Origin of the sequence: Herbaspirillum hiltneri N3 (assembly GCF_001267925.1) — a bacterium.
GTDB classification, from domain to species: domain Bacteria; phylum Pseudomonadota; class Gammaproteobacteria; order Burkholderiales; family Burkholderiaceae_D; genus Herbaspirillum; species Herbaspirillum hiltneri.
Window position 1 is genome coordinate 3679283 of record NZ_CP011409.1, and the last position, 23347, is coordinate 3702629.

The following is a 23347-nucleotide window of genomic DNA, read 5'->3' on the forward strand; positions in this document are numbered from 1 at the left end:
CGCATGCATGCCGCGCAGCAAGATGTCGCATGCCATCGCATTAGCCATTGGTCTCTCAGCAGTATCGCTGCAGGTATCGGCGCAGAGTCATGTTTCCAGCAACCAGAATTCCCCGATCAATTCCGGCACCGGCACTTCGGTGATGGTGGACCCCAACGTGACGGTCACCGTGAACCGAATGAGCCTCACAGATGGCTTCGGCAATCCCATTTATGCGGGGCACGGCGCGAGTGTCTCCGGTACAGGGAGCATCGCCATGACGACAGGATCGCGGTTGAATTTCGACTCGGCCGGCATGGTGGGTGCGAACCATGCAGTGAACGTGGCGTCGGGAAGCTTCACTGCGGTCGGTTCCGGCATCACTGCCCAAGGCGCCGGTAGTTCGGCCCTGAACGCCAGTGGTGGTTCGGCAAATCTGGTCGGATCCACGTTGAACACGACCGGTGCCAATGCTGCCGGCGTGAGTTTGTCGGGTGGTGCGACGGTGAGTCTGACAGGCGTCAACCTGCATACTTCCGGCACCGGTGCGCATGCCGTGCTCATTACCGGCGGCGCGCCGGCAAGTACGCTGGTTATTGACAGTTCGGCATTGTCGATGCAAGACGCGAACGCCGATATCATTCGCGCCAACGGCGGTGCGGCCGATATCACGATCAGGAATGGCACCAACCTCAATATCAACGGCAATCTGCTGAATCTGCAAAACGGCAGCGTGGTCAAGCTGGTGGCCGACGGCGTCAATATCAAGGGCAATCTGATTTCCGACAGCGCCAGCACGGGACGTGTGTTCCTGCAAAACGGCACGACCCTGACCGGCATGGTTGATCCGATGTCGATGACGGTCGACAGCACCAGCGCCTGGAACGTCACCGCCGATTCGGACCTGACCTCGCTGACGCTCAACGGCGGCACAGTCAACTTCCTGGCGCCGAGCGGCAATGTGTTCAAAACGATTGTCACCGGTTCGCTGGACGGCACGGCAGGACTGCTGTCCATGAACACCAAATTGGGCGGTAGCGCGAGCCCGACCGATTTGCTGCACGTCAGCGGCAACGCCAGCGGCGCGCATTTTGTGCGTATCGCCAATGCCGGCGGTCGCGGCGCCCGGACGCAAGGTGACGGCATCCGTGTGGTGCAGATCGACGGCGCTTCGCCGGCCGACAATTTCAAATTGATCGGCGGCCCGCTGGAAGCGGGCGCATATGAATATTTCCTGAACCAGGGTGGTCAGAATCGTCCCGCCGACTGGTATCTGCGCTCGACCTTCCGCGCTGCAGTGCCGGGTTACATGATGACGCCAGGGTTGAACCAGGATTACGGTTACGCCATCATTGGCTCGCTGCAGGAACGCATCGGCGACTTCGGAAATCCGGCCCGTGCCGAGAAGAAGACGCAAGATGAAAACGGCGTCTGGGGGCGCATCCAGGGTTCGCAATTCAACCAGGATGCGCATGACAATCTCAGCACCAGTGCACATACGACCTTCATGCAATTCGGCAAGGACTGGACGCTGGCATCGAATCCGGACGGCAGCAGCACGCACGCCGGCGCCACCGTGACGCTGGGCGAAACCAATGCGCGCTTCTACGACGACCTGCGCACCGTGCTCAAGGCGCCCAACGGCAACAACACCGGCGACGTGAAGACGCGCGCCTACAGTGCCGGGGGCTACTGGACCGGCTACCGCGCCGATGGCGGGTACCTCGATCTGAACGGCCAGCTGACCTGGTACCAGAACAATTACAAGGACATCTACGGCCGTATGGCCGCCAACAAGGCCGTGGGTATGGCGCTGTCGGCCGAAGCCGGCCAGCCGTTCGCCGTCGGCGGCAGCAGCCTGCGGGTCGAGCCGCAGGTGCAGCTGACCTACCAGTACCTGAACTCGAAGAGCTTCAGCGATTACATGTCGGCGATTTCAGTGAAGGGCAATCACGGCGCGCGCGGCCGCGTAGGTGTGCGGTTGTTCCGCGAAATGGCCGACGGCGATATGCCGCTTGCGGCGGCGCCTTACCTGACGCTGGATCTGCTGCGCAATTTCCTGAACCCGGCGACGGTCACGGTCGGTGACGAGGCCTTGCAGGCGAACAGCAACAAGACCTGGGGCGAAATCGGCACCGGCATCACCGGCCGCGTGTCGAAGCAGGGGCAATTGTCGGCGGCGCTGAAGTATCGCCATCAGCTGAGCGGCCAGGGCGATGAAGGTGTGGCGGGACAAGTTGCTTACCGCTACAACTGGTAAGCACAACTTCTGCTCTGCCGTTTTTTCCGATCGCCGCCGTACCGGCGGCGGCAATCGTTCAAGGTAAACGCGGCGCGATGATTTCGCGCCGCGTTTTTATTTCTTTAGCGAAATTTCCAGTGCGGATCAGGGCGCGCCGAGCGTCACCGCGACGCCGGCCTGTTCGGTGACCGAAGCCGACAGCGTGGCGTACAGTTCGGCGCCATCGCGTGCGCTCAGCCATTGCTTGCCGTCGTATTTGAAGTGATAGCCGCCCGATTTGGAGGCCAGCCACAATTCCTGCATCGGCGCCTGGCTGTTGACGATGATTTTGGAGCCGTTGTCGATGCACTCGATTTCGAGGACATTGCCGCTGCGGCTGCATTCGACGTCGAGCTCGGTGTCGTCGGTGGCCTGCTCCAGCGCGGCTTCGATCGCGTTCAGCGCGGAATCCGCTAGGGCCAGGAATTCTGATTCTGTCATGCTACACTCCGAGACATTGATGTAAACCCGTGATTCTATCGTGAAGTCTCCATTTCATTTTTCTCCCGCCCGTCCGCTGCTCGGCGCTGCCCTGTTGGCGCCGTTGTTGGCGTTGTTGCTGGCCGGTTGCGGCCAGAAGGGCCCGCTCTACATCGGCAAGCCGCCGGCGGAGCGCGTGCGCACCGCACCCGCACCTGAAGACAACATGAGCAAACCGGCCGCACCAGATGACGCCGGTGTGCCGGCGATCTCCTTGCCCGCTCCGGCTTCCGCACCTGCCGGCAATTCCAAATAATCCTTCGCCGCTTCTTATTTCCATGTCCCATTTTTCTTACCGCGACGGCGTGCTGCATGCCGAAAATCTGCCTCTGAACGCATTGGCCAAGCAGTTCGGCTCGCCGTTGTACGTCTATTCCAAGGCGGCGCTGACAGCCAACTTCTCGGCCTACGCCGATGCCTGCAAGAAAGCCGGTCGCACTGAAAATGGCGACAATGGCGGCGCGCTGATCTGCTATTCGGTCAAGTCCAACTCCAATCTTGCCGTGCTAAATGTGCTGGGCAAGCTCGGTTCCGGCTTCGACATCGTCTCGGGCGGCGAACTGCTGCGCGTGATTGCCGCCGGCGGCGATCCGCGCAAGGTGATCTTCTCGGGCGTGGGCAAGGGGCGCGACGAAATGCGCCTGGCGCTGCAACACGACATCCTGTGCTTCAACGTCGAATCGATTCCGGAAGTGCATCGCCTCAACGAAGTCGCGGGCGAAGCCGGCAAGCGCGCGCGCATCTCGCTGCGCGTCAACCCGAACGTCGACGCCAAGACCCATCCGTATATCTCCACCGGCCTCAAGGAAAACAAGTTCGGCGTCGCCTATGAAGATGCGCTGGCCTGCTACCGCGATGCCGCCGCGCTGCCGAATATCGAAGTGGTCGGCATCGACTGCCACATCGGTTCGCAATTGCTCGACGATGCACCGTTGCTGGAAGCGCTCGACAAGGTAATCGAACTGATCGACCAGCTCGAATCCGAAGGTATCGCCATCCACCACCTCGACATCGGCGGCGGCATAGGCATCACCTACGACGACGAACAACCGGTTCCGGTGGGCGATTACCTGGGCCGCCTGTTCGCCCGCGTCGAGGCCTGGCGCAAGGAAAAATACGCCGGCCGTGCGATCAAGGTCATGTTCGAACCGGGCCGCTCCATCGTCGGCAATGCCGGCGTGCTGCTGACCGAAGTGCAATATCTGAAGCATGGCGAGACCAAGAATTTCGCCGTGGTTGACGCCGCCATGAACGACCTGATGCGCCCGGCCTTGTACGAAGCCTGGCATGGCGTGCAGGTCGTGCAACAGCGCCAGGACGCCGCCAGGACCTATGACGTGGTCGGTCCGGTGTGCGAATCCGGCGACTGGCTGGCGCACAGCCGCGAACTGGCGATCGAACCGGGCGACTTGCTGGCGCTGATGTCGGCCGGCGCCTATGGCATGACCATGGCCTCCAACTACAACACGCGCGGCCGCGCCGCCGAAGTGCTGGTGGACGGCGACAAAGCGCATCTGATCCGCAAGCGCGAAAATCCGGCCGACCTGTTCGCGCTGGAATCCATCGCCGGCTGATATCGGCATCGGCGGGCAAGCGCATGAGTGCAACCGACGCGGCCCGGTTCAACATGCTGGATGCAACGTTCTTCAATCAGGACAGCCCTGCGCTGGCGCGCGCCCTGATCGGCAAGGTCTTGCGGCGGCGCTGGAAAAACCAGTGGCTGTCCGCCCGCATCATCGAAACCGAAGCCTATTGCCTCGATGAGCGCGGCAGCCATGCCTCGCTGGGCTACACCCACAAACGCCGCGCCCTGTTCATGGACGGCGGCACCATTTACATGTACTACGCGCGCGGCGGCGATTCGCTCAACTTCAGCGCCGCCGGTCCGGGCAATGCGGTCCTGATCAAATCGGCCTATCCCTGGATCGATGCGATCGCCGGTCCCGCCGCGCTGGCGGTGATGCAGGCGGAAAATCCCGACGCCTCAGGCGGCCCCCGTCCGCTGAACAGGCTCTGTGCTGGCCAGACCTTGCTGTGCAAAGCGCTGGCCTTGCGCGTACCCGAGTGGGATGCCGGCGTGTTCGATCCCGGTGTATTCTTTGTCGATGACGTCGGCGAAGCGCCGCCGACGCTGATCGAAACCACGCGGCTGGGCATCCCGGCCGGCCGCGACGAACATCTCCCTTATCGCTTCGTCGATCCGGCTTACGCCCGCCATTGCACGCGCAATCCTTTGCGCAGGGGGCAGGCCGCACCGACGGATTATCGCTGGGTCGGGCGCGACGGCAATCCGGCGGCCGTGCAGGAATTCCCGTACGGCGTGATCCCCGTTCCGGACTGACCCCTGGTTGCGGGTCCGGGGCTTGCCGGAAGTCAATATCCCGGTTTTCAACGCCGACCGCCGATGGCGCGAAATTTGCTGACACGCTGCTGTCGGGACGAAAAAATTCGGCGTTAATGCCGCTATAATGCGCGTTTTCGCCTGTCGTCCCGCTCATTTTCAGCCTCTTTTTCAGCCCCTTTTGCGTAAGGAACATGCATGAATGCCCTGATCTGGTTCGTCATACTTTATTGGGTGATTTCAGTCGGTATCGGTCTTTACGCAAGCAGGTACGTCAAGAGCGGCAAGGACTTCGCGGTGGCCGGCCGGGCCTTGCCGATGTCGGTCGTGACGGCGACGGTGTTTGCCACCTGGTTCGGCTCGGAAGCGGTGCTGGGTGTGTCCTCGACCTTCCTCAAGGAAGGCCTGGGCGGCATCATCGCCGATCCCTTCGGCTCCTCGCTGTGCCTGATCCTGGTGGGCGTGTTCTTCGCCCGGCCGCTGTATCGCATGAATCTGCTGACCATCGGCGATTACTACAAGAAGCGCTTCGGCCGCGCCGCTGAAATGCTGGTGACCATCTGCATCGTGATTTCCTACCTCGGCTGGGTGGCGGCGCAGATCAAGGCGCTCGGCCTGGTCTTCAACGTCGTCTCGGGCGGCTACATCACGATGCAGGCGGGCATGATCATCGGCGCCGCCAGCGTGCTGGTCTATACGCTCATGGGCGGCATGTGGGCGGTGGCGATCACCGACTTCCTGCAAATGATCATCGTGGTGGTCGGCATGCTCTACATCGGCTGGGAAGTCTCCGGCATGGTTGGCGGCCCCGGCGTCGTGATCCAGCATGCGGCCGATGCCGGCAAATTCAATTTCTGGCCCGCACCCTCGCTCAGGGAGGTGATGTGGTTCTTTGCCGCGTGGATCACCATGATGCTGGGCTCGATCCCGCAGCAGGACGTGTTCCAGCGCGTGATGTCGTCCAAGACCGAGAAGATCGCGCGCAACGCCTCCATCCTCGGCGGCGTGATCTACTTCGGCTTCGTGTTTATCCCGATTTTCCTGGCGTATTCGGCCACGCTGATCGACCCGGCCATGGTGTCGCGCCTGCTCGAAACCGATTCGCAACTGGTGCTGCCGACGCTGATCATGGAAAAAATGCCGGTGTTCGCCCAGGTGATGTTCTTCGGCGCCTTGCTGTCGGCGATCAAGAGCTGCGCCAGCGCGACGCTGCTGGCGCCATCGGTGACCTTCACCGAAAACGTCATCAAGGAAATCCGCCCCTGGAAGAACGACAAGGAATTCCTGTTCTCGATGCGCGTGGTGGTGTTGCTGTTCACGGTCGCGGTGACCTCGCTGGCGCTCAACAGCCAGTCGAGCATTTACCAGATGGTTGAAAACGCCTACAAGGTGACGCTGGTCGCCGCCTTCGTGCCGCTGGCCTTCGGCGTGTACTGGAAGCGCGCCACCCGCCAGGGTGCGCTCGCCGCGATGATTCTCGGCCTGGCGACCTGGATCACGCTCGAATACGTCGCACCGGAAGGCCTGTGGCCGCCGCAACTGGCCGGCTTGCTGATGAGCGTAGGCGGCATGGTGTTCGGTTCGCTGCTGCCGCAACTGGTGGCGCCGATTCCGCAGGTGCCGGCAGCGTTGAGCACCGACTGATTTTTTCTTGATTTCCCGGCCTGCGCGATTCGCATTTTCTTGCGGATCGCGCAAGCAGCGCAGCACCTTCCTCGTTCTCTTTCCCGCCTCTTTTGCAATGGTCATCGCGACCGTTCGCCTCGCATTTCCCGTCTGCTGAAGTTCGTCGATTTCCGGCATCATCGGGAAATTGTTGTCGAAAAACCAATTGGAACTAATCAGTATTAAATCGACCTCATTGAGCATGTCTCTGCAAACTCATGAATACGATTTTGCCGCTGATGCACTGTTTCTCGACTTCGACGGCACCCTGGTGAACCTGGCTCCCGAGCCTGAAAGCGTGGTCCCGGCGCCGGACCTGATCGAGATGCTGCAGCAGCTGCAAGCACGCGCGAACGGTGCGCTGGCGGTCGTCAGCGGGCGGCCGGTGGCGCAGCTCGACCATTACCTGGCGCCCTTGCGCCTGCCTGCCGCCGGCGTGCACGGCCTCGAGCGGCGCGATGCGTCCGGGCGGCTGGTGCAACTCGCCGCGCCCGCCACCGAACCGCTGATGGAGCGGCTGGCGCCGTTCGTCGCGCGTCATCCCGGCCTGCTGCTGGAACCCAAGCGCGGCGCGCTGGCGCTGCACTACCGCAAGGCGCCGCATCTGGAACAGGCCTGTATCGAGGCGATGAACCATGCGGTCTCCGATGTGGGAACGCACGTGCCGGGCTTCAGCGTCCTGCGCGGCAAGATGGTGGTCGAAGCCAAGGCGGCGCTGGCCGACAAGGGCGACGCCATCGCCGCCTTCATGCGTGAGGCGCCGTTCGCCGGACGCCGTCCGGTATTCGTCGGCGACGACATCACCGACGAGGCCGGCTTCGACTGGGTGCAGACCTTGGGCAGCGGACTCGGCGTCAAGATCGGCGAAGGCCAGAGCCGGGCGCAGATGCGGCTGGACAATCCGGCGGCTTTGCATCAGTGGCTGGAGCAGGCGTTGCGGGCTGCTCCGCGGGTCTGACATCAACAGGATTTTCAAACGACATTCAGCGAGCGACACCACCGGCATCAGCGCTTCGGCGACAACAAGAAAAGTAAAGAGAGGAAAGGCAGCATGAGCACGTCATCCATCGATACCCCCAGCAACGACACCTCCATCGGCGTGAGCAACGACGGTGACCGGCCTTCCACTTCTTCCCTCGATCTCGGCGTCATCGGCAACTGTTCCTACAGCGCGCTGATCGACAAGCTCGGTCGCGTGGTCTGGTGCTGCCTGCCGCGCTTCGACGGCGATCCGGTGTTCAACGCCTTGCTCGATCCGGGCGAGAGCGGCAGCCTGTGGAGTTTCGAACTCGAGAATTTTTCGCACAGCGAGCAGTGGTACGAGCCGAACACCGCCGTGCTGAAAACGCGGCTGTACGACACCCTGGGGCAGGGCGTCGAGATCACCGACTTCGCGCCGCGCTTCCCGAGTCGCGGCCGCTTCTTCCGGCCGCAGACGCTGGTGCGCCGGGTGCTGCCGCTCAACGGCGCGCCGCGTCTGCGCGTGCTGCTGCGGCCGCGTTTCGACTGGGGCCGCGAAGTGCCCGAGATCACCCGCGGCAGCAATCACGTGCGCTACGTCGGCTCCGAGATGACACTGCGCCTGAACACCGACGCCCCGATCAGCTACCTGCTCGACGAGACCGCATTCGTGATCAGCCGGCCGTTCAACTTCCTGCTCGGTCCCGACGAAACGCTGACCGGCGGCATCGGCGACACCGCCCGCAGTTTCGAGCAGGAAACCATCACCTACTGGCGCAACTGGAGCCGCAGCCTGGCCACGCCGCTGGAGTGGCAGGCTGCCGTGATCCGCGCCGCCATCACGCTCAAGATGTCGGTGTATGAAGACACCGGCGCCATCATCGCCGCCATGACCACCAGCGTGCCGGAAGCACCGGGCAGTGCACGCAACTGGGACTATCGCTACTGCTGGCTGCGCGACGCCTTCTTCGTGGTGCGCGCGCTCAACAGCATTTCGGAACTCGGCACGATGGAAGACTACCTGCGCTGGCTCACCAACGTGGTGGTGCGTTCGGCCGGCGGCCACGTGCAGCCGCTGTACGGCATCGGCCTGGAAGAAGCGCTGCCGGAACAGATCCTCGACCATTTGCCGGGCTACCGCCATCACGCGCCGGTGCGCGTCGGCAATCAGGCGTACGAACATTTCCAGCACGACGTCTACGGCAACATCGTCCTCGGCGCGGCGCAGGCTTTCCACGACGCGCGCCTGCACCATCGCGCCGGCGCCGAGCAGTTCAAGCATCTGGAAGCCGTCGGCGAACGCGCCTTTGAAATGTACGACCGCCCCGACGCCGGCATGTGGGAGCTGCGCACGCGTTCGCGCATCCATACGTCCTCCGCGTTGATGAGCTGGGCCGCCTGCGATCGCCTCGGCAAGATCGCCGCACGGCTCGAACTCGATGAGCGTGCGCGCTACTGGCACGAGCGCGCCGACATGATCGGCAAACGCATCCTGACCGAAGCCTGGAACGAAGAGCGCCAGACCTACGCCGAAAGTTTCGGCGGCCGCGACCTCGACGCCAGCGTCTTGCTGATGGTCGAAGTCGGCCTCATCGCACCGACCGACAAGCGCTTCATCGCCACCGTCGACGCACTGGAGAAATACCTGTGCGACGGTCCCTACATGCGCCGCTACGAAGCGCCCGATGATTTCGGCCGGCCCGAGACGGCCTTCAACATCTGCACCTTCTGGCGCATCGACGCGCTCGCACGCATCGGCCGCAAGGAACAGGCGCGCGAGATTTTCGAGGCCATGCTGGCGGCGCGCAACCACGTCGGCCTGCTGTCCGAAGACACGCATCCGATTACCGGCCAGATGTGGGGTAACTTCCCGCAGACCTATTCGATGGTCGGCATCATCAATTGCGCGATGAGACTCTCCGCTTCATGGGAGTCAGTGATTTAACGACGCCATTACCGAACCCGATTGCCCGCATTTTTCCGGCCCACACAACAACAAAGAAGGAGTTTCGCCATGTCCCGCCTCGTCGTCGTTTCTAATCGTCTCGCAGATCCGCGCAAGCCGGCGGCCGGGGGACTGGCGGTGGCGCTGGGCGAAACCCTCAAACGCACCGGCGGCCTGTGGTTTGGCTGGAGCGGCAAGGTCGTCGAAGACGGTACGCCCGGAGAAGGCGCGCTGCACGTCAACCAGGCCGGACCGGTGACGCTGGCCGAGCTGGACCTGTGCGCCGAAGACCACGACGCCTATTACCGCGGCTACGCCAACGGCGTGCTGTGGCCAGTGTTCCATTACCGTCTCGACCTGGCGCATTTCGAGTCGGGCCACCTGAGCGGTTATCGGCGCGTCAACCAGCTATTTGCGCGCAAGCTGATGCCGCTGCTCAAACCGGACGACCTGATCTGGATCCATGACTATCACCTGATTCCGCTGGCCGCCGAATTGCGCGCCATGGGTTGCGGCAACCGCATCGGTTTCTTCCTGCACATCCCGTTGCCGCCGCAGCAGATCCTGGCGGCGATCCCTTCGCACGAATGGCTGATGCGCGCGCTGTTCGCCTATGACCTGGTCGGCTTCCAGACCGAAGCCGATCTGCTGCATTTCTCGCACTACGTCAAAGCCGAGGCCACCGCCGAGACCGTCGGCGTGAGCCAGTTCCGCGCCTTCAACAGCACGGTGCAGGCCAAGGCCTTTCCGATCGGCATCGACGTCGACGACTTCCAGCGTCTCGGCCGCGCCCGCGAGGCGCGCGACACCTTCGAGAATACGCGCAAGAAGGGTGACTCGGAGGCCGCGCGATTCGAGGATCGCAGCGAGAGACGCGGCGGCAATCCCTTTACCCAGGGAAGACACGACGCCGCCAGTGACAAATACAAACTTGGTCATTACAAAGAAGGTGCCGAACGGCACGTGCGGGAAATTCGAATTATACCCCAAACCGTCCGCTTTTCATCCCCCTCTTTTGCGGAAGCAGCAGATTTTCGGCTGCAATTCCCCGCAATTTATTTCCCTGCAAGCAAGCCCTGGATCATTTCATGGGTCGCCTGTGCGGCGGCTTCGGGCGCTTCCATCGGGAACAGATGGCCCCCCGGAATCTGCCGGAAATGACGCCCCGCCAGCTTTTTGGTGGCGTCCAGTCCGGCCAGGCGGCACTCGACCGAATCGATACCGCCGACGAAACCGACCGGCACCGGATATTGTCGCCGCGTCAATGCCCCCAAGTGATGGGGGATGGTGCGGTAGACCGCGGTTTCGGTTTCGCGCGTGAAGCGCAGCTTGACGCCGCCGGACGGCTCCGGCTCGACGCCGTGGGCGACATAATCGCGCAGCACGCGCTCGGGCCACGCCGCGAACATGGCCTTGGCGGCGTAGTGCTGATAAGCCGCCTCCATGTCCGGCCAGGCGTTGCGGCGGCGGCTCGATGCCACAGACGGCGAATGGCGGCTTTCGATGCGCAGCAGCTTGAGCAGGCGCAACGTGGAGGCGCGCCACCCCGCCACGATGGGCGAATCCAGCAACACCACGCAGCGCACCAGGTCGGGACGTTTGCGCCCCGCCAGCAGGCTCAGGATGCCGCCCATGGAGTGGCCGACCAGAATGACCGGTTCGCTGTAGCGTTGCGCCAGTTCCTCGCCCAATTCCTTGCCGAGCTTGCGCCAGCCGTCATCCACCGGGTAAGCCGGATTGTGCGCATGCATGGGCAAGGCGCGCACATCGTAGTGCGCGCGCAACTGGTCGAAGAACATGCCGTAGGTCCCGGCCGGGTAACTGTTGGCGTGGGCGAAATGCAGAATCGGCAAGGTCGGCTGGTGGTTCATGAATTGAAATGGAGGTATCGATTGCCGGATTATCTGGCAATTAATGCGCGGCGTCAGCCTTTTCCGGCGTGCTTTTTCAGTGTGCGGCGTGCTTTTTTCGGTTGTTATTTCTCGTACCAGTAACGCGCATGTTCGCGGCGATATTCCTGCACGCTTATCTTGCCGCCCGCCTTGTCGCCCGCCTTGTCGAATTGCAGTGAAATGGCGCCCGCCTCGTCGTTGCGCAAGCCGCGTATGCCCATGCGGCCATAGCGTTCGAGCACTTCCGGCTTGGGATGATTGAAGCGGTTGCGATAACCCATCTGGAACAAGGCCAGGCTCGGCTGCACTGCCTGCAGGAAAGCTTCCGTCGACGACGTGCCGCTGCCGTGATGCGGCGCCACCAGAACGTCGGCGCGCAATTGGGCGGCGCCGGCGCCGTTGACGAGTTCGTCTTCCTGCACCGCCTCGATGTCGCCGGGCAGCAGGATGGCGTGCTTGCCCAGACTGACTTTCAGCACGCAACTGCGCGCGTTGGGCTTCCACTTGTCGCTGGTGTAACTGACCGGCGCCGGATACAGCATGTCGAACGCCACGCCGTCCCAACGCCAGTGCTGTCCGGCCTGGCAGCGCTTGTGATCGGGCGCGGCCTGCACGATTGCGCTGGTCGGCGACAGCGATGAATACACGCGGTCGACGGCGATCTCCCTGAACAGCGACAGCGCGCCGCCGGAATGATCATTGTCGTTATGCGAAATCACCACGGCGTCGAGGTGATCGATACCGCGTGCGCGCAGATACGGCACGATCACGCGATTGGCGCCGTCGGATTCCGGCGAGTAATACGGACCGGTGTCGTACAGCAGCCGATGTCCCGGCGTCTCCACCAGCAAGGCCATGCCCTGCCCGACGTCGAAGGCCGTCACGTGGACCTGGTCCTGCTCCGGCCAGGCCGGGGTATTGAAAATCAGCGGCAGCCAGCCGAACAGCCCCAGCCAGCGCGCCGGCCAGCCGCGCGGCGCCAACAGCAGCAAGGTCCCGCCCAGCGCCACTGCAAATATCCATAGCGGCGGCAACGGCGCCTGCCAGACTGCAAACGGCTGGCCCGCAAGCCACTCCAGCAACTGCACCAGCCACTCCAGCACGGCATGCGCGGTCAGCAACAGCCACTGCGACAAAGGTGGCGGCAAGATGCTGCCCAGCAGCGACAGCGGTGCAATCACGATGGTGATCAAGGGAATCGCCGCCGCATTGGCCAGCGGACTGAGCAGCGAGTACTGCCCGAACAGCACCATCGTCAATGGCAACAAGCCAAGCGTCACGACATACTGTGTATAAGCGCCCGCGCGCAGCGAGCGCCAGCTCTTCGCCATGTACGAGGGCTTGCGATGGCGCTGCACCGGGGTCAGGACCTGCGGCTCGGCCGGCATGTCCGCGCCGATGCGCCCGGAGGAAGCGTACAGAATGATCGCCACGGCGCCGAACGACAGCCAGAAGCCCGGCCACAGCAAAGCCCACGGATCGAACAGCAGCACCACTGCCAGCGCCAGCGACATCACATAGGAAATATGCGTCAGCCTCCCCGTCCAATACGCCAGCCCCACCACGCACAGCATGTACAAGGTGCGCTGCGCCGGCACGCCGAACCCCGCCAGCAGCACGTAGACCAGCGCCGCCAGCAAACCGGCCAGCACCGCCACTTTGGGTGCGGGCATCAGCAACGGCAGTTGCGCCCGCGTGACGAACGAACATCGCCACAGCAAACCGAAGAACGCGCCGAACAGGCCCGAGATCAGCGTGATGTGCAATCCGGAAATCGCCACCAGGTGGCCGACGCCCGTACGGTTGAATATGCTCCAGTCGGATTGTTCGATGGCACGCTGATCGCCGATCACCAGCGCAACGATGACGCCGGCGTATCGCTGTTTCGGCAGCGCGGACATGATGCGGTCGCGCAGCCAGGAGCGACCGCGCTCGATGGCGTTGGACGGCGTCCGGATGAACTCCTGCAGGCGATGATTCTTGTAGGCCGATTGCTGGTCGGATCGCACCGAGCCGGTCGCACGCAGGTTCTGTTCCAGCAGCCAGACTTCGTAGTCGAAACCATGCGGATTGGCGTTGCCATGCGGACGCTTCAGACGCACCGTAAATTGCCAGCGTTCACCCGGACGCACCTCGGGAACCGCCTGCAGCGGCTCGCCGCCGGCCTGGCCGAATGCGCCGGGGCTGTACCAGGACAAAGCGAGTCGCTGCGGCACCGGCGGCGTACCGCCATTTTGCGTGCCGACTCTCTCCACCTTGAAATTGAAGCGCACGCCGCGCTCGAAACGATACGGCAGGCTGTCGATGGTCCCCACCACCACGATGTCGCGGCCTTCCCATGCTGCCGGCAAAGCGTCGTCGAGCCGGCTTTGCGCCATCAGGCCGCCCCAGGCGAAGCCGGCACAGAGTCCGGCGATATTGAACAGAACAATGCGCAGGACGGTCCGCCCCCCTCCGCTGGCGCGGGCGCCGGCGCTGCGCAGCCGCCAGCACACCGTCAACAGCAGGACCGCCGCTGCCAGCAACGCCATATGCCCTTCAAAGGGAAGCAGTTGCGCCTGCATCTGCAAAAAGGCAATTCCTGCGGCGAAACCGAGAATCGCGCTGCGCATGCTTATGTCGCCGCAGCCAGGCGCGGCAGCACCGCGTGCGCATTGGCGCTGGTGGCTGCGGCCACGTCCGCGATATCCATGCCGCGCAATTCGGCGAGTACCTGGCCGATACGCGGAATCTGGTCCGGCGTATTGCGCTGAGGATGCAGCCACGCGGGCGAGATGTCGGGCGCGTCGGTTTCCAGCACGACGGCGTCAAGCGGGACCTCCGCCGCCAACCGCCGTATCTGCAGCGAACGCGGGAATGTCATCGCGCCGCCCAAGCCCAGTTTGAAACCCAGTCCGACGAAAGTCTCGGCCTGCTGGAAACTGCCGTTGAAGGCGTGCGCGATGCCACCCGGCACGGCGATGCGACGCAGATATTTGAGGATGATGTCTTGCGAGCGGCGCACATGCAGCAGCACCGGCAAATCGAATTCGCGCGCCAGCTTGAGTTGCTCGCTGTAGAAGTGCTCCTGCTTGTCGCGCATGGCCGGCTCTTTCAGGGCGGGCACGAAGAAGTCCAGTCCGATTTCACCGATGGCGACAAAGCGTCTGTCTCTCAGCGCGGCTTCGATTGCATGGCGCAGCGCCAGCAAGTCGCTCTCGTCGCAGCCCGGAACATACAAGGGATGGATGCCCAGCGCATACGCGCAATTGCCGCGTTGCCGCGCCAGCCGTGCAACCGCGTCGAAATTGAAAGGCGCCACCGCCGGCACCACGATCATGCCTACGCCCTGCCCGGCCGCGTCGTCGGCGACGGCGAGCTCCTCGCCGGCAAACTCGCCGGCATCGAGATGGCAGTGCGTATCAATCCACATACTTGATCCAGAAAATGCCGGCAATTCAGGAAAAAACCGAACGGCGCGATGCGGCGCCGTACCGGTCGTCAGGCGGCTTGCAGCGAACGGCCCAGCTTGCGCAGGAACTCTTCGCAGCGCTGCAATTGCGCAATCGCCACGAACTCGTTCGGCTTGTGCGCCTGGATGATGTCGCCGGGACCGCACACGATGGTCGGGATGCCGATTTGCTGGAACAGCCCGGCCTCGGTGGCGTAGGCAACCTTGCGTTTTTCGTTGTCTTCGGTCAGCGCGCGCACCAGCGCCGTGATGGCTTCCTGCTCGGCTGTTTCCAGTGCGGGGCTGGCGGCGATGATGCCGATGTCGACCTTGGCGTCGGGATATTCGGCCTGCATTTTCGGCAGCAACTGATCGCGCACGTATTGCGTGACCTGGGACTGGATCTTGTCCGGCGACATGCCGGGCAAATTGCGGAATTCGTAGGTAAATTCGCACAGATCGGGAATCGTGTTGATCGCGATGCCGCCACGAATCTGGTTGGTGGTCATGGTGGAAAACGGCACGTCATACAGCGTGTCGTACGGACCGTTGACCTTGTAGGCATCGGCGAAATCGCGGATCGCGCAAATCAGACGTGCAGCGTGTTCGATGGCGTTGCAGCCCTGCGGCGTCAGCGAGGAATGCGCCGACTTGCCGTGCACGCGGCACGTGAAGGCGTTGATGCCCTTGTGCGCCACCACTACCTGCATGTTGGTCGGCTCGCCGACGACGCAGCTGTCGGGACGAATGCCGCGTTCCTGCAGCTCGGCCAACATGCTCGGCGCACCGGCGCAGCCGATTTCTTCGTCATAGGAAAATGCCAGATGCAGCGGCTTGCTGCGCGACATCGCGAGGAACTCCGGCACCAGCGCCAGCGAGGCGGCGATATAACCCTTCATGTCGCAGCTGCCGCGACCGTACAGCAAGCCGTCGCGTTCGGTCAGCGTGAACGGATCGCTGTCCCACTTCTGGCCGTCGACCGGCACCACGTCGGTGTGACCGGACAACACGATACCGCCCTGGATCGTGCCGGCTTCCGGCCCTTCCGTGGCCGGCAGCGTCGCGAACAGGTTGGCCTTGGTGCGCTCCTTATTGTGCGCGAACCACGGCGTGATGCCTTGCGCCTGCAGGCTGTCGCGCACGGACGTGATCAGTTCGAGATTGGAGTTGCGGCTGGTGGTATCGAAGGCGACCAGTTGCTCAAGCCATTGACGTGTGTTCATCATTTCCATGCATTCCTTTTCATTATGCTTATTCATTGTCCATCTCTCATTGTCTCTGGTATGCACCAGGCTTGCATGCCAGTGGCGACAAAATTTCCATGAGGAAATGAAATTATTGGCGGTTCAGCGCAGATGAGGACGAGATTCGCAAAAGAGCAACGAACCCGGATAAATCTTCTCTGCCATTGAAAAGTCGGCCGGTACTCTCCACACCCTCTGCCATCTGTCTTCCCGACCTTTTTGGGTTAAGCATCAACTCGAAGTAACGCCAAAAAGCCTGTTTGATCGCCGTATAAATCCGGTTGGACATCGCTCACCCTCAGACAGCGATGCATTGTAAAAGAAAAATATTGCCATTGTGCATTTCCTGAAAGACGTGAGCATTCTCCCGAAGGCTTCATCAGGACCATAGCGAACCGGAAAAATAGAACCGGCACCGTCCTCTCCATAAGAAATCTGCCGGCGTCTCAAAGACGCAAATGAGCAGATCAATACGAAGTCACATTGATATTCAAAGGGGAAAACTCATTTTTCATTGGGAGAAATCATGCGCTGGTTTTACAACTTAAAAATTTCACACAAACTTATTATTTCGTTCCTGATTGTTCTTGTCCTGTGCATAGCGCTCGGCATCTTCGCGTTGAAGCAAATCACTGAAGTAAAACAATCCTCTTCGGAAATCATGGAAAACTGGTTGCCGTCCACTGTACTGCTGGCAGAAACAAAGGCGTCAACCCGTCAATTCCGCATCGATCAACTGCATCTTCTCGCGATTGAAATCGAAAAGCGACCTGAATACATAACGCGTCTGACAGACAGGGCAAAAAAACTGCGCGCCGCAGTGGAAAGCTATAAATCGATGGCGAGCGCGCCTGAGGAAATGCGGATTTTTCCATTACTTGCCTCCCGCATATCTGAATATCTGGCGCAAAATCAGAAAATGCTGGTGCTGTTGAACGCAAACAAAACGCAAGAAGCGACAAGCTTCAGCGACATCGAGCTGCTGAAAGCCATCAGGGATGTCGAAGATGTTCTGAATGAGTTGATCAAGGTCAATAAGGACGGCGCCGTCGCTTCCTACGTTCATGCCAATCAAATCTATTCCCTATCCCGTATCTGGATTTTTTCTCAACTGATCGTTACTGTCGTCATCGGCCTGGGATTGGCCATCTGGATCGCCAATGTCGTCTCCAAACCGTTGGCAGAAGCAGTCAAAGTCGCCAGACAAGTGGCGTCCGGAGACCTTACCACCCGGATTGCAGCAACTTCCACTGACGAAACAGGCCAGCTGATGCGCGCCTTAAGCGACATGAACGAAAGCCTGCTTGGCATTGTCGGCAATGTGCGAACAGGTACCGACACGATCGCCACGGCATCCGCTCAGATCTCCACAGGCAATCGGGATTTGTCCAGCCGGACCGAACAGCAAGCAAGCTCGATTGAAGAAACCGCGTCGGCAATGGAAGAGCTCACCTCGACCGTGAAGCAAAATGCCGACAACGCCAGGCAAGCGAACCAGTTGGCGACCTCCGCGTCGACCATCGCTCAGGAAGGCGGCGATGTTGTCGGCGAAGTCGTTCATACCATGAGCTCCATCAATGAATCGTCGAGAAAAATCGTCGACATCATCAGCGTGATCGATGGCATCGCTTTCCAGACCAATATCCTGGCGCTCAATGCGGCCGTCGAAGCCGCCCGCGCCGGCGAACAGGGACGTGGTTTTGCGGTCGTTGCCTCCGAAGTGCGCAGTCTGGCGCAACGCTCATCGGCCGCCGCCAAAGAAATCAAGATTCTGATCGATGCATCCGTATCCAAGGTCGATACCGGCAGCAAACAGGTGGAACAAGCCGGCTTTACCATGACGCAAATCGTCACCAGCGTAAAACAGGTCTCCGATATCGTCGGCGAAATCAGCAGCGCCAGCCAGGAGCAAAGCGACGGCATCGAAAACATAGGCCGTGCAATTGCGCAGCTGGACGAAACCATCCAACAAAATGCTGCGCTGGTGGAGGAAGCGGCGGCCGCCGCGCAATCGATGGAAAAAGAAGCCTCCACACTGTCGGAAGTCGTTTCCGTATTCAGACTGCGGGCCTAGGCGCTCATCGGGACGACCGTCGGGCCACCCACGGATCAAATCAAGCGTTGCTCTGCAAGCCGTTTTCCGACAAGCGCAGCACGCGGCCGCAGCGGCGCGCCAATTCGATGTCATGGGTGACGATGACGAAAGCCGTACCCAGCGTCTGCGACAGTTCGATCATCAGTTCAAAGGTCTTGTCGGCGGTGCTGCGGTCGAGGTTGCCGGTCGGTTCGTCGGCCAGCACACAGGCCGGATTCGTGACCAGCGCGCGCGCCAGGGCTACACGCTGGCGCTCGCCGCCGGACAGCTCGCCCGGCACGTGACGCACGCGATTTTCAAGGCCGACGCGGGCCAGGATCGTGCGCGCCTGTTCCTGCGCCTGATCGCGTTTGACGCGACGGATCATGAGCGGCATGGCGACGTTGTCGAGCGCCGAGAATTCCGGCAGCAAGTGATGGAACTGGTAGACAAAACCCAGCGCCGCATTGCGCAAGTCGCCGCGCGCAGCTTCGCCCAGATTGGCGAAATCCTTGCCCTGCAGGGTAACGCTGCCCGCGCTCGGCGTGTCGAGGCCGCCCAGCAGATGCAGCAGCGTCGACTTGCCCGAACCGGATGCGCCGACGATAGCGACCTGCTCGCCGGGCGTGACGTCGATGTCGATGCCGTTGAGCACTTTTACCGAATATTTCCCCTGTGTGAAGGTCTTGCCCAGCCCGCGGCAGGACAGCACTGCCTGGTCTCGTTGATTCATGTTGTCGTTCGTCAGGTTATTCATAGCGCAGCGCCTCCGCCGGTTTGACGCGCGCGGCTGCCCAGCTCGGGTACAGCGTTGCCAGGAAGGCCAGCACCACCGCCACCCCGCCGATGGTCCACACATCCGACCAGATCAGGTCGGACGGCAATTCGGAAATCACGTAAATGCTCTTGGGCAGGAACTGGACGTGCAACAGGTGTTCAATGGCTGGCACGATCACGTCGATATTGAGCGCCACCAGCACGCCGAACGCGACGCCCAGCGCCGTCCCGATCAGTCCCACCAGCGCCCCCTGGATCACGAAGATCTTCATGATCGATCCGGGCGACGCGCCGAGCGTGCGCAGAATCGCGATGTCGGCCTGCTTGTCGGTCACGGTCATCACCAGCGTCGACACCAGGTTGAACGCCGCCACGGCGATGATCAGCGTCAGGATGATGAACATCATGCGTTTCTCGGTCTTCACCGCCGCGAACCAGTTGCTGTTCTGCTGCGACCAGTCGCGCAGGTAGAGATTGCCGGTCAGTTGCGTCGATAATTCCTGCGTCACCTGCGGTGCCTGCAGCATGTCCTTGATGCGCAGGCGCACGCCGGATGGCGCGTCGAGGCGGAACAATCGCTCCGCGTCTTCAATCTGGATGAAGGCCAGCGACGAGTCGAACTCGTAGTGCCCGGCCTCGAAAATCCCCACCACCGTAAATTGCTTCAGCCGCGGCAGCACGCCGGCCGGCGTCACCTGCCCCTGCGGTGCAATCAGCGTGACCTTGTCGCCCAGCGTCACATGCAGGCTGCGCGCCAGCTCGCCGCCCAGCACAATGTTGAATTCGCCCGGCTTAAGGTCGGAGAATTTGCCTTGCTTGACCTGCCCCGCCACATCGGAAACCTTGGGCTCTTCACTCGGCAACACGCCGCGAATCGCCACCCCGCGCACATTGTCGTCGCGCGTCATCATCGCCTGCGCCGCCACGTAGGGTGCCGCCCCGATGACTTCCTTGTTCTGGAAGGTCTGCCTGGCCACCGCCTGCCAGTCCGGCATGGCGCCGGACGCGTCGAACACTTCGATGTGCGACAGCACCGACAGCATCCGATCGCGGACTTCCTTCTGGAAGCCGTTCATCACCGACAGCACGACGATCAGCGCCGCTACGCCGAGGCCGATGCCGGCCATGGAAATCAGGGAAATGAAGGAGATGAAACTATTGCGGCCGCTACGTTTTCCGGCCCGGGTATAGCGAATGCCGACCAGCCATTCGAACGGTAAATTTTTTATCAGACTCAAACCTTGACTCTCTTTTCTGGAAACGATGCCGGACGACAATGCGCCAGTTTGCCACACTCTCCGTCATCTTTCACTGTCCCATTGGACCCGGGGACACTTAGGGTGAACGCCCGATGAGACCCCGAAACGCCCGCCAAGTTTTTACCGCTACACTTTTTTACCATTTCGACACCCGCCGACAAGCCGCTTCCATAGGGGGTTTTCGGCCAGAACTGCGATTTTCGCCTACAATCGCGGCATGAATCATCTCGACATACTTCTCCCTTTCGGTCTGCCGCAAGCCGAAATGGCGCGCGACCTGGTGCGCGAATGCAATGCTCCCGCACTGGCCATGCTGTTGGCGCGCAGCAAGACTGCCGCTCCGCTGCAACATCTCGATCCGTTCTCCCGTGCATTGCCGCACGAGCACTGGCTGGCTGAACGCTTCAACCTGGCCGCGCCGACGCCGCAGCAGGATGAGCGCGGCAACAGCCCGGCCGCCGCAGCAGCAGTGCTGCGCAATCGCGTCCAGCCGCCCGTGCCCGCCGAAGGCCACTGGTTCATTGTGCAACCGGCACACATCCACGTCGCACGTGACCATCTGGTGCTGACCGACATCGGTCAACTGGATCTTGAAGAAGCCGAATCGCGCCGCCTGTTCAACTCCGCCTTGCCGCTGTTCGAAGAAATCGGCCGTACGCTGGTCTATGTCGACGCCGCCACCTGGCTGCTGCGCGCCGACGACTGGGCCGGCCTGCGCACCTCGTCGCCGCAAGCCGCCAGCGGCCGCAACATCGACATCTGGATGCCGGAAGGTCCGGGCGAACTGGCCTGGCGCAAGCTGCAGAATGAAGTGCAGATGCAGTGGTTTTCCGAATCGATCAACGATGAGCGCGAGATGCACGGCAAGAAGCCGGTCAACTCGCTCTGGATCTGGGGCGGCGCAGCTGCCGCATCGACCGCGCCGTCGACAATGTATCAGGCCAGCTTCAACCTGAACGGCTGGCCGCAGGCGCTGACCGCAACCGCGCAGCACAGCGCGGCGCCCGATGGCGTGCTGGCCGCACCCGGCGAGCATGGTTTGCTGCTGCTGAGCGATTTGCTGGAACCGGGACTGACCGATGAATGGGGCTACTGGCTGCAACGCATGGAAGCGCTCGACACCCTGTGGTTCGCGCCGCTGCTGCAAGCCGCACGCAGCAAGCGTCTCGCCACGCTGTCGCTGGTGCTCACCGGCCAGGACAAACTGCAGCACGTGACGGTCACCGCCTCGTCGCTGCGCAGGTTCTGGACCAAGCCTTCGCTGGCCAAACTTGCCGCATGAGACTGACGCCATGATCCGTATTGCCACCCGCAGCTACGACCCGCGCGACGTCGACGGCCTGATTCACAGCGGCATTCATCCTGTGCTGGCGCGCGTCTATGCCGCGCGCGGCCTGCTCAGCGCCAAGGATTTATCGAGCGAACTGGGCTCCCTGATTGCCCCCTCCGGCCTGCTTCATATCGATGCGGCGGCGGTCTATCTGGCCGACGCCATTGCCGCCGGGAAAAAGATGGTCATCGTCGCCGACTACGATTGCGACGGTGCCACCGCCTGCGCGGTGGGCTTGCGCGGCCTGCGCAGCCTGGGCGCGCAAGTCGACTACATCGTGCCCAATCGTTTCGAGTACGGCTACGGCCTGACGCCCGAAATCGTCGAGCTGACCATCCGCGAAAAATCGCCCGACATCATCGTCACCGTCGACAACGGCATCGCCAGCATCGACGGCGTCGCCGCCGCCAAGGCGCGCGGCATCGATGTCGTCGTCACCGACCATCACCTGCCCGGCGACAGCCTGCCGGATGCGCGCGTGATCGTGAATCCGAACCAGCCGGCGTGTGGCTTCCCGAGCAAGAACCTGGCCGGCGTCGGCGTCATGTTTTACGTCCTGCTGGCGCTGCGCGCGGAAATGCGCAAGCGCGGCATCTTCGACGCCCAGACCCAGCCCAAGCTCGATACGCTGCTCGATCTGGTGGCATTGGGCACGGTCGCCGACGTGGTCAAGCTCGACGCCAACAACCGCATCCTGGTGGCGCAAGGATTGAAGCGCATGCGCGCCGGCCGCATGCATGCCGGTATCGCGGCCTTGTTCCGCGCCGCCGGCCGCGAAGCGCGCCGCGCTACGCCGTTCGACCTCGGTTTCGCGGTCGGTCCGCGTCTGAACGCTGCCGGCCGCCTCGCCGACATGGCGCTCGGCATCGAATGCCTCACCACCGACGATGAAGGCCGCGCCTGGGCCATCGCCCAGCAGCTCGATGCCATCAACCGCGAACGGCGCGACATCGAAGCCGGCATGCAGGACACCGCGCTGAACCTGCTGGACGATTTCAACCCGCAGGACCGGCGCACCATCAGCGTGTTCGACGCGTCCTGGCACCAGGGCGTGATCGGCATCGTGGCCTCGCGCCTGAAGGACAGATTCTATCGCCCGACCATCACCTTTGCCCCCGGCGACGAAGGCCTGATCAAGGGTTCCGGCCGCTCGATCGCCGGCTTCCACCTGCGCGATGCACTGGATCTTGTGTCCAAGCATGCGCCTTCGGTGATCACCAAATTCGGCGGCCATGCGATGGCGGCCGGCCTGACGATCCACGCCGAAGCCTTCGACGCCTTCGCCCAGGCATTTGAAGAAGTAGGTAAAGATTGGTTAAGCCAGAATCAGCTCGAACGCGTGGTGGAAACCGACGGTGCGCTCGAGGACGCCTATTATTCGGTCAGTTTCATCAGCCTGATGGACGACCAGGTATGGGGACAAGGCTTTGCTCCGCCGGTGTTCTGCGACCGCTTCCGCGTGCTGAGCCAGCGCATCCTCAAGGAAAAGCACCTGAAACTGCTACTGGAAAAGAACGGCCAGAAGTACGATGCGATCTGGTTCGGCAACACGGATGCGCTTCCCGATTACGCAACGGTTGCATTTAGACTGGATGCCAACGAATATAACGGTACGACCAAGGTACAGTTGATGGTGGAACACGCAGAACCGGCTTAGATCCTGAACAAGTTCTTAGAAACGCCGTCAGGA

Annotated in this window: 17 protein-coding genes and 2 pseudogenes; 11 read left to right on the forward strand and 8 right to left on the reverse strand. The window is 62.0% G+C overall.

Translation table 11 applies throughout. The annotated features are described in order from the left end of the window. The first annotated feature begins 7 nt into the window (after positions 1-7). Positions 8-2239, forward strand: coding sequence for an autotransporter family protein (locus F506_RS16805; protein ID WP_053199309.1), 2232 nt, complete (start codon positions 8-10; stop codon positions 2237-2239). 126 nt (positions 2240-2365) lie between these two features. On the opposite strand, the gene cyaY is transcribed toward F506_RS16805, so the two are convergent. Further along, entirely contained in the window at positions 2366-2701 is a 336-nt protein-coding gene (gene cyaY / locus F506_RS16810; RefSeq protein WP_053199311.1) for an iron donor protein CyaY, read from the reverse strand. A 40-nt stretch (positions 2702-2741) separates the two neighbouring features. Here cyaY and lptM point away from each other — a divergent pair, with 40 nt between their 5' ends. The 7 genes and pseudogenes from lptM to F506_RS16845 all read left to right on the forward strand — a co-directional run. Beyond that, complete coding sequence (gene lptM, locus F506_RS16815; RefSeq protein ID WP_235471186.1) at positions 2742-2996, forward strand: LPS translocon maturation chaperone LptM; 255 nt, start codon at positions 2742-2744, stop codon at positions 2994-2996. Between the two features lie 22 nt (positions 2997-3018). Further along, positions 3019-4314 carry a diaminopimelate decarboxylase gene (gene lysA, locus F506_RS16820; protein WP_053199315.1) on the forward strand — a complete coding sequence of 432 codons (1296 nt, stop codon included), beginning with the start codon at positions 3019-3021 and terminating at the stop codon, positions 4312-4314. A gap of 53 nt (positions 4315-4367) precedes the next feature. Continuing rightward, entirely contained in the window at positions 4368-5081 is a 714-nt protein-coding gene (locus tag F506_RS16825; protein WP_200907748.1) for a DNA-3-methyladenine glycosylase, read from the forward strand. A gap of 198 nt (positions 5082-5279) precedes the next feature. Next, positions 5280-6725, forward strand: a complete 1446-nt coding sequence (locus tag F506_RS16830) for a sodium:solute symporter family protein (protein ID WP_053199319.1) — start codon at positions 5280-5282, stop codon at positions 6723-6725. Positions 6726-6948: 223 nt separating this feature from the next. Then, positions 6949-7704: a trehalose-phosphatase gene (gene otsB / locus F506_RS16835; protein WP_053199321.1), complete on the forward strand. Its 756-nt coding sequence runs from the start codon at positions 6949-6951 to the stop codon at positions 7702-7704. 93 nt (positions 7705-7797) lie between these two features. Next, positions 7798-9651: a glycoside hydrolase family 15 protein gene (locus F506_RS16840; protein ID WP_144424077.1), complete on the forward strand. Its 1854-nt coding sequence runs from the start codon at positions 7798-7800 to the stop codon at positions 9649-9651. 69 nt (positions 9652-9720) lie between these two features. Further along, positions 9721-10476: pseudogene (locus tag F506_RS16845) on the forward strand (alpha,alpha-trehalose-phosphate synthase (UDP-forming)); the annotation flags it as partial. Here the strand turns inward: F506_RS16845 and F506_RS23860 are convergent. The 5 genes and pseudogenes from F506_RS23860 to argE form a co-directional block, all read right to left on the reverse strand. Beyond that, positions 10477-10590: pseudogene (locus tag F506_RS23860) on the reverse strand (hypothetical protein); the annotation flags it as partial. It lies immediately after the preceding pseudogene. A gap of 116 nt (positions 10591-10706) precedes the next feature. Then, positions 10707-11522: an alpha/beta fold hydrolase gene (locus tag F506_RS16850; RefSeq protein WP_053199322.1), complete on the reverse strand. Its 816-nt coding sequence runs from the start codon at positions 11520-11522 to the stop codon at positions 10707-10709. 104 nt (positions 11523-11626) lie between these two features. Beyond that, entirely contained in the window at positions 11627-14155 is a 2529-nt protein-coding gene (locus F506_RS16855; protein ID WP_053199324.1) for a DNA internalization-related competence protein ComEC/Rec2, read from the reverse strand. 2 nt (positions 14156-14157) lie between these two features. Next, positions 14158-14955, reverse strand: a complete 798-nt coding sequence (locus tag F506_RS16860; protein WP_053199326.1) for a TatD family hydrolase — start codon at positions 14953-14955, stop codon at positions 14158-14160. 68 nt (positions 14956-15023) lie between these two features. After that, a complete protein-coding gene (argE, locus tag F506_RS16865; RefSeq protein WP_053201732.1) occupies positions 15024-16196 on the reverse strand; it encodes an acetylornithine deacetylase in 1173 nt (390 codons plus the stop codon). 547 nt (positions 16197-16743) lie between these two features. On the opposite strand from argE, the gene F506_RS16870 reads away from it, so the two are divergent. Next, positions 16744-18291, forward strand: coding sequence for a methyl-accepting chemotaxis protein (locus F506_RS16870; RefSeq protein ID WP_053199328.1), 1548 nt, complete (start codon positions 16744-16746; stop codon positions 18289-18291). A gap of 40 nt (positions 18292-18331) precedes the next feature. Here F506_RS16870 and lolD read toward each other — a convergent pair whose 3' ends face one another. Together lolD and F506_RS16880 are read right to left on the reverse strand one after the other, a co-directional pair. Beyond that, on the reverse strand, positions 18332-19048 hold the full coding sequence (gene lolD, locus F506_RS16875) for a lipoprotein-releasing ABC transporter ATP-binding protein LolD (RefSeq protein WP_200907680.1): 717 nt from the start codon (positions 19046-19048) through the stop codon (positions 18332-18334). Continuing rightward, complete coding sequence (locus F506_RS16880) at positions 19041-20306, reverse strand: lipoprotein-releasing ABC transporter permease subunit (protein WP_053199330.1); 1266 nt, start codon at positions 20304-20306, stop codon at positions 19041-19043. The genes lolD and F506_RS16880 overlap by 8 nt, the downstream gene beginning before the upstream one ends. 238 nt (positions 20307-20544) lie before the next feature. Here F506_RS16880 and F506_RS16885 point away from each other — a divergent pair, with 238 nt between their 5' ends. Both F506_RS16885 and recJ read left to right on the forward strand, forming a co-directional pair. Further along, entirely contained in the window at positions 20545-21609 is a 1065-nt protein-coding gene (locus tag F506_RS16885) for a hypothetical protein (protein WP_053199332.1), read from the forward strand. A gap of 10 nt (positions 21610-21619) precedes the next feature. Further along, on the forward strand, positions 21620-23314 hold the full coding sequence (gene recJ, locus F506_RS16890; RefSeq protein WP_053199334.1) for a single-stranded-DNA-specific exonuclease RecJ: 1695 nt from the start codon (positions 21620-21622) through the stop codon (positions 23312-23314). The last annotated feature ends 33 nt before the right edge of the window (positions 23315-23347 follow it).

What these genes read in the sequence shown, in the direction of transcription:
- lysA (WP_053199315.1), top strand. Translation starts at nt 3,019, where the DNA reads ATGTCCCATTTTTCTTACCGCGACGGCGTGCTGCATGCCGAAAATCTG.
- F506_RS16805 (WP_053199309.1), top strand. Translation starts at nt 8, where the DNA reads ATGCCGCGCAGCAAGATGTCGCATGCCATCGCATTAGCCATTGGTCTC.
- lolD (WP_200907680.1), bottom strand. Translation starts at nt 19,048, where the DNA reads ATGAATAACCTGACGAACGACAACATGAATCAACGAGACCAGGCAGTG.
- F506_RS16840 (WP_144424077.1), top strand. Translation starts at nt 7,798, where the DNA reads ATGAGCACGTCATCCATCGATACCCCCAGCAACGACACCTCCATCGGC.
- F506_RS16825 (WP_200907748.1), top strand. Translation starts at nt 4,368, where the DNA reads ATGCTGGATGCAACGTTCTTCAATCAGGACAGCCCTGCGCTGGCGCGC.
- F506_RS16855 (WP_053199324.1), bottom strand. Translation starts at nt 14,155, where the DNA reads ATGCGCAGCGCGATTCTCGGTTTCGCCGCAGGAATTGCCTTTTTGCAG.
- F506_RS16870 (WP_053199328.1), top strand. Translation starts at nt 16,744, where the DNA reads ATGCGCTGGTTTTACAACTTAAAAATTTCACACAAACTTATTATTTCG.
- otsB (WP_053199321.1), top strand. Translation starts at nt 6,949, where the DNA reads ATGTCTCTGCAAACTCATGAATACGATTTTGCCGCTGATGCACTGTTT.
- cyaY (WP_053199311.1), bottom strand. Translation starts at nt 2,701, where the DNA reads ATGACAGAATCAGAATTCCTGGCCCTAGCGGATTCCGCGCTGAACGCG.
- F506_RS16885 (WP_053199332.1), top strand. Translation starts at nt 20,545, where the DNA reads ATGAATCATCTCGACATACTTCTCCCTTTCGGTCTGCCGCAAGCCGAA.
- recJ (WP_053199334.1), top strand. Translation starts at nt 21,620, where the DNA reads ATGATCCGTATTGCCACCCGCAGCTACGACCCGCGCGACGTCGACGGC.
- F506_RS16860 (WP_053199326.1), bottom strand. Translation starts at nt 14,955, where the DNA reads ATGTGGATTGATACGCACTGCCATCTCGATGCCGGCGAGTTTGCCGGC.
- argE (WP_053201732.1), bottom strand. Translation starts at nt 16,196, where the DNA reads ATGAACACACGTCAATGGCTTGAGCAACTGGTCGCCTTCGATACCACC.
- F506_RS16850 (WP_053199322.1), bottom strand. Translation starts at nt 11,522, where the DNA reads ATGAACCACCAGCCGACCTTGCCGATTCTGCATTTCGCCCACGCCAAC.
- F506_RS16830 (WP_053199319.1), top strand. Translation starts at nt 5,280, where the DNA reads ATGAATGCCCTGATCTGGTTCGTCATACTTTATTGGGTGATTTCAGTC.